Below are 6,952 nucleotides of genomic sequence, written 5' to 3'. Positions count from 1 at the left end.
AGACTGATCGGCGGCCTGCTGCATCCAGTGCATGGCATTGGGGTAATCGGGCTGGCTCGCCAGCCGTCTGGCCAACTCATACTGGGCGCGGCCATCCCCCTGCTTTGCGGCTTGGGATAGCTCGGCATCAGTGCGTGGCGCAGTGGCAGAGCAGGCGGTTAAGATGCTGGCGGTCAGTGCCAGCCATAGGGCTCGATGGGTCATAAAAATTTGGGTTCGCAGAGTGAAAAAAGGAGAATAAAACAGGAGCTATTGCAAATTGCACCGTTATTGGTCAATCAAAGGGCTAAGAAACTGAATTACAGTCTCTCTGCCCCATGACTTAATAACCGAACTCTTTGCGGCTTAACACTTCCATCTCATCAAATTGAGGAAGTTGCTTTTTCATAAACGCATAAATTGCCTCAAAATTTTCAGGCATACAATGTACAACACAGAAATTTTGAACTTTAAAAGGGATGCTTTCAATTTTTATTGAGTACCCAGGCCTAAATGTAGAAAACGTGCCATCACCAGAGTAAAAATAACGTCCAAAATGATTTATTTTTGGCTTCATATTGGTGATTTTAAAGGCCAGAAATGCACCAGCACCCGCTCCGGCCAGTGCCAGTGGGCCCACCAAGCCGACAGCAATAATGCTACCCACAATCAACAAACCACCGATGCCGCGAGCAATGGTGTAAGCCACTTCCGGGATCTTGTCCTGCTGGGTGTAGTAGATCCCCTTGGCGGTCATTCGATAGTGATAGAGCTGATTGGGGGCGAACAAATAGCGATTTTGAAGTGCAGTAACAACCCCAATAACTAAGAAAAATATATTCCCAGAAAAAAAACCACCTCTATCAGCTGATAGTGATGTACATAGCCACATCAAAATAAATACACCACCGACAATACCAGACACCAACCAAACATCTCGACGCTGTCGTTCAATTTCCCACTCATACAAAACCGGCTCCTTTTGCAATTTAAGATATTGCTCGCTGTAGTAGTGGTTGACGCCATCAGCCTCTACGTTTTGCGGCTGTTCTGTTGTTTCACTCATGTTATTGCAACCCTATGATGGTGCCTGTCACTGGCAGTGTGATATCAGATTCTGCGGTCAATATCACCCCTCGGCTGAAGGTTCCTCTGGCCACAAAGCGCTGCGCCTCACCACTCAGGCTCTCATGACCCGGGTAGATAATACAGACAACCAGCTCATCGACATCGGTCAGCCACACCTTGCCCATATCCAGCACCAGCTGCTCACGGGTTGCGCTGGCGACACGAACGTCGAGCGCTTCGGGCCCTCCCAACCCGCCCGCCATGGCAGCTTCCCGATGCAGGGTACTTGGCACCTTAAAGCGGCGCACCGCCAATTCGACGGCAACAGTGTTGATATAACCGGGTAACCCGACCTCAAGCTGGCGGTCCTTGAGGCTGACAGTGGGTTGACTGCTAAGCCACTCGTACTGCGTCAGCTCGTATACCGGGTTCCACCCTGCTGGTTTGTTACCCCAGGTAGATTGCAACAACCAACGCTCGACAGGTAGACGGCTATAGCGGGCCAGTATCACGGTGGTGGCCAGATAGAGCAGGGTACCGATACCGATAGCGGCGACCATCCAGGGTGCCCAGATAGTGACTATTTCTGCTCCAAGCCGTAACCAAACCATAGAGACAAAGACCGGAGCACCTTGAGCAGCCAAACCACCCAACTTCAGCCAATAGCCAAATTGCTCCATATCAGCATTGGTATTATCCCCGAGCTTTTGCCATGTCTCCCACGCCTCCAGCCCCGCCGCCAGCAGCCCCAGCCCGGTCATCCAGCCGGTGGTGAGCGCAAAGCGGTGCACCAGGGCGGGGTTATCTTTCATAGCCTCCGATAAGCGAAGGCCAAGCAGCTCTGATGGCACCACCACCTGCCCTTGCTTGATGGCCACCATGGCGCTGCCTGTCCAGGCGGCGGTGTAGGCCAGGTTACGGCTCAGCTCCAGCTGGGCAGCGGGGTTGCCCTGCAGTTTGCGGGCGTTCTCGTCATACCCTTGCAGCGCCACCGTCAGGTTGGCGATGTTGAGCAGGGCTGCCAGCCCGCCAAAGTTGCCCCACTCTTGCCACACCTTGGCCGCCGCTTGTGCCCCTTTGGCCCCTTGCCGCTGCAATTTTAGGTAGCTGGCCATCTTGCGCTCAAAATCCTGCTGCAAACCGCCTTCCAGCAACAGCGGACGGGGCCATTTCAGCTGCGACAACTCGGCACCTGCCGCCTTCATCCGGCCAAGGTGGCCCTCTGTTATCTTGTTGCCGGGCGTTGCCGCCAACTTGCCCAGCAGGTTGCCCTGCACCTGAGCCACAAAGGCCTTGCTCTCGTCCACAAATGCGGCGTTGATGCGCACCTGCTGGCCGGTGTGAATGGATTCCAGCACCACCAAGCTCAGGGTGCGGCCCAGTTTTTCACCGCTGAGCAGATGGGGATGCAGCAACTCGCTGAGCTGTTGCCATGGTTTGATGGCCACCCCGGCGATGGCCCCTTTGAGGGCGCTCATGGTCGCCTTGGCGCCCTCATGGAGCCCGCCAAACAGCTTGCTATCGCTCAGAAGATGGTTACTGGCTATTGCTTCCAACCCTGCCAGCGCGTTGGCGACACCGGTGATATTGCCCACCCCAATCCAGCCGGGATTGTTCTCGAGCTCTTTTTTAACCTCGATATCAAAGCCGTAGTGTGCCAGCGCGGGCAGCGCCCCCTTTTTCAATGCCTTGGTCAACTGCTCACCCCGCTTGGTGTCGGGGGCAAAAAACAGGCTAAAGAGCCACTGGCCACTGCTGGCCAGTAGCAGGGTCTGGGTATCCTCCGTCTGGCTATCAAGCCCCAACAGCAAAGGGGAGGTCGGTAACGCCTGCAGTAGCTGCAGGGCATCGTCATAAGTAGCCAGCCAGCGCGGGCGCAAGGCATCCACCCCTTGCGCGTATTGCTGAATCATCCCTTCCAGCCCAGACCAGTTCACCTCGTCATCAAAGCGCACCCCAGGCCAGTTGGCCCACGGGTCGGGGTTGAGGCCCAGCTGCTTGAGCTGGGCATGCTGCGTCATCAGGCGCTGCTCGGCACCGAGGTCAATGTAGTGATTACCGCTCCCCTGCCGCTCTTTGTAGTCATGCTTGGCAACCAGGTATGACTGCAGCTGCTTCTTGAGCTTGAAGGTCGCCAGACGGTCACCCTTGGCCGATGGTGGCAGGCTGCCCTCATCGAGTGGGGGTAGTGCCAGCATCTCGGTGATACCGGCCATGGTCCAGCGGTGGCGAGTGTCATCGTCATTAAAGGGCTGCTCATGGCGAATAGCGATATCGCACAGACGCATCGTTACATCGTGCATATCCGAGATAAGGTCGTCGAGTGCGACGACCAATGCACTCTTCAAATCCGGCATACCGGCCTTGCTGGCCGCCGGTGAGCCTGCCGGTTTGTCGTGCCACAGCTTGCCGGGTTCAACCCCCTCGGGGGCCTTGAGGGGGGCGCAGCTGTCGACGAATCCCTCGTTGGGCAAGCCCATGTCGGCCACGTGGCTTGAGAGCACATCGAGTAATCCCGCATGGGTACCGCCCATCTTGCTCGCCAGCGAGAGCAGCTTGAACGAGCGCATCCCTTTGCTGCGCAGGCTGTTCTGCTCGCAGTACTCCTTTTTCAGCCGCTCGGTCCAGCGTCGATGGGAGAAGGCCATCGCCACCTTGTGGTTGGCCGGATAGAGCAAATGTCCTTTGCTCCCCTTGCTGGCATGAATAAACTGGCTGCCCTTGACCTCGTATTCGTCCAGCTCTTTCGCTGTTTCATCAAATACATAGAGCCAGCCATCGCGCAGCTGGCGCAGGGTGTAGGGATTGGCCTTAAGCGCCAGGGGGCCTTTGAAGTACTTGGCAGGCAGAGGGTGCGGCTGTTTTGCTGGCGCTTCAAATACTTCATCAAGGGCATAGCGCACCGGTACCAGGGCAATCTCTTTGTTTTTAAAAGGGCAAGTGCCAACCGGACTTTTGCAATCCTTGGGGCTGGCCGCCATGGCCACCTGATTGGGACCACCCTTGGCTTGGTTTTGTTGGCCCATTTAGCTTAACTCCTGTGGTAATGCGTGCTGCTCAGCCCAGCTGGCCGCCAGTTCCACACGTTGTGACGGGGTTTGTGCCGAAGGAGCGGTGAGATACTTGGTTAGGGTCGGATAGTCATCGCCCTCCCACCATCCCTCACCGACAAATCCCAGCACATTGAAAAACAGCAGCAGATCGCGCTCGGTCTGAAATCCCAGTTGATAGGCCTGTTTTGCCCAGTGGGCAATCCACCCTTGTGGGTCACGCTGTGCAGATAGTCGGGCGGGAAACCACGCCTGCATATGGTGATAAGTTGCCTCTAACTGGTTTTGCCAGCTCACCTCACCAAGCCGGGCCCATTGGCTGTCTGTGAGCCTGCACTTATCACCGATGGGGTCGACCAGCGTCTCTTTAACCAGCCAATGATGCCAACCTGTGCGGGGTGGCAGCCAGACTTGCGTTATCCCCCGCCACAGCCAGGGGTCGGCATCTACCATCAGGCAGGCCATGGTTTCGGGGGCTGCCAGCTTGAGCAAGATGCGACTGCCATAGGGACTATCGACCTCGATAAGCTGACGTAGCTGGTCCGCCAGGGGCAATAACGCCAGCGGCGAGGCAAGCAGCCATCCGGTATTGGCAGGCAGCCCTTTAAACCACTCAAGCAGTGCTGCTGAGGCTTCCACCAGGCAGGGGGAGACCTCCCGCAGGCTATCCCAGGGGGCATAGAGATAGAGCGGCTGATAGGCCGGGCTGTCGCTGACCTCAAAGAGTTGGCGCTCAAGCTCAGGGATCTGCCCGCCATCGAGCAGCAAATAGAGCCGCTCACCGGGCGTCAGCTCAAACTCGGGCAATCCCATTACTTGCCCTCCTTGGCCAGCTGCTCACATATCTCGCAGACTGGCTCGGCCGATTTCAGAGTCGCAATCTGGCGCACCGGGTCGACCGGAGGCGGTGGGGAGACCACCTCCACATCATCAGGTTGTATTGGCATCTGCCCGCCCCAGCCAGAGCCAGAGCCGGGACTACCGCCAGAGTTCATCTTGATAGAGCCGCCAGAGAGGGTGACACCACCGGCATCAATCTTCACAAAGCTGCCGCCGACTTTCAGGGTCAGTTCGGCGCCCGCCTCCATCACGATTTTCATCCCCGCTTTGTGGTGCACTTCACTGCCTGCATCAACCAGAAATGACTGCCCCAGCTTCTGGTGCATGGAGGCATCCACCGTCAGCGAATAGTCCGCCTTGATCTGGTCACGCTTCTCCCCTTCAACCGTCAGGTGGTCGTTGGCCTTGATGCGGGTTACCCGCTCATTGTCGATATCGGTGTGCTGGTCGTGCTTGATGTGCCAAGCGGCATCGTTCTCTATCAGCACATTCAGGTCTTTCTGACCGTGGATGTAAATCTCTTCCTGCCCCGCCTGGTCTTCAAAACGCAGCTCGTTAAAGCCCTCGCCCTGGTGAGTTTCGGTGCGCAGCACGGTGCGGGTCTTGTTGGCGGGCAGCTCATACGGCGGCCGGTTGGTGGCGTGATAGGTGCGCCCGGTCACGATAGGCTGGTCGGGGTCACCTTCGAGGAACGAGACGATAACCTCATGGCCGATGCGCGGAATCGCCATCATGCCATATTGGCCACCGGCCCAACCCTGGCTCACCCGCACCCAGCAGGAGCTCTGGTCGTTGGAGCTGCCATAACGGTCCCACGGGAACTGCAGCTTCACCCGGCCATGCTCATCGCAGTAAATCTCCTCGCCATCGGGGCCCACCACTATGGCGATTTGCGGGCCGTCCACCATCGGCTTGTGAGGTGCCTCGGGGCTGCCGATACGGGCTCGCCAGGTGATACTTGCTTTCACCACGCCAAATTCGTTGTGGTAGACGGTCGGGCCGCTGCCCCCCTCTTCTTCCAGCGCTTGCGGTTGTTCACCGGTGTGGCGGACATGGACGATTTGCCAGTCAGTGTTGAGGCTGCCATTGGGGTGTTCGGTGAGTGAGAAGTGCTGACCCGGCAAGAGCGCCGCGCTGTTGGATTTGCCGCTGCCCGCCACCGCGTCATTGCGCAACGCATCGAGCCGATGCTGGGCAAACGCCTTGCCGCTCGGGTCCAGCTTGTAGCGGCCCGGGTAGTCGAAGTGCTGGTAGGTGTCGCGCTGGTGCTCAAGCTCTGCTCCCTGCTTTTTGTGGGAGAGGCCATAAGCCGGCGTCTTGAAACTGTAGTCTTTCAGCTCTACATCCGAGGGGCGCACCGCCTCGCGGTAGTGGAACTGGCGCACATAGGGGCCCTGCTCCAGCGAGCGGTTGCCGAGGTTGAAGAAGAGCTCGGGGCCCGCGGTCAGGGCTGCCGCATCGTCAGCAAAGACGATGCGGTGCTTGCCTGCTTCAAACTCGTGGAAGTAGAACAGCCCCTCTTCGGCTGCGAGGCGATTGAGGAAGTCGAGGTCGGTCTCGCGGTACTGCACGCAGTATTCGCGCTGGGCGTGCTCGTTTTTCAGGGCAAAGGCGTAATCGGTAATGCTATGCTCTTGCAGCAGGATACTGAGGATTTCATCGGGCTTTTGCGCCTGAAAAATGCGGGAGTTCTGGCGCAGCCCCAGCCGCCACAGGGCGGGTTTCACCTCAATGCTGTAACGGGTGCGGCGAAAGCCGCTGTCCCCTTGGGCAAACTCGCTCACAACCCCGCACACCCGGCGTTGCAGCTCGCCGTTGTACCACACCATCAGCTCGCATGGCTGGTCCAGCACGGCGCCAAAGTCGACATCGGGCTGGCTGCTGGCCAACTCCAGCTGCAGGTTGAACGGCCGGTTCAGCCCCTCATCCAGCTGAAAACTGGCTACCACGAAGGTGCTCTCGGGCAACGCCCCCACCTTGACGGTAAATTGTAATCCTGTGCTTTGCGCCATGAC

The 6,952-nt window shown here is 57.8% G+C and carries 4 protein-coding genes and 1 pseudogene; all 5 read right to left on the bottom strand.

Annotated features, from left to right (window positions below; translation table 11 throughout):
* A pseudogene (locus AACT07_RS20840) lies at nt 1-204 on the bottom strand (hypothetical protein); the annotation flags it as partial.
* A 118-nt stretch (nt 205-322) separates the two neighbouring features.
* On the bottom strand, nt 323-1,045 hold the full coding sequence (locus AACT07_RS20835; protein WP_069529835.1) for a hypothetical protein: 723 nt from the start codon (nt 1,043-1,045) through the stop codon (nt 323-325).
* A gap of 1 nt (nt 1,046) precedes the next feature.
* Nucleotides 1,047-4,073: a toxin VasX gene (locus tag AACT07_RS20830; RefSeq protein WP_069529834.1), complete on the bottom strand. Its 3,027-nt coding sequence runs from the start codon at nt 4,071-4,073 to the stop codon at nt 1,047-1,049.
* Nucleotides 4,074-4,910, bottom strand: a complete 837-nt coding sequence (locus tag AACT07_RS20825) for a DUF4123 domain-containing protein (protein WP_069529833.1) — start codon at nt 4,908-4,910, stop codon at nt 4,074-4,076.
* On the bottom strand, nt 4,910-6,949 hold the full coding sequence (locus tag AACT07_RS20820) for a type VI secretion system Vgr family protein (RefSeq protein WP_069529831.1): 2,040 nt from the start codon (nt 6,947-6,949) through the stop codon (nt 4,910-4,912). Before AACT07_RS20820 ends, AACT07_RS20825 begins: the two co-directional genes overlap by 1 nt.
* Between the last annotated feature and the right edge of the window lie 3 nt (nt 6,950-6,952).

Source organism: Aeromonas sp. ANP5, assembly GCF_963870295.1.
Taxonomy (GTDB): domain Bacteria; phylum Pseudomonadota; class Gammaproteobacteria; order Enterobacterales; family Aeromonadaceae; genus Aeromonas; species Aeromonas veronii.
The sequence above is the reverse complement of the archived record's forward strand: the minus strand, read 5'-3'. Positions and strand labels throughout refer to the sequence as shown.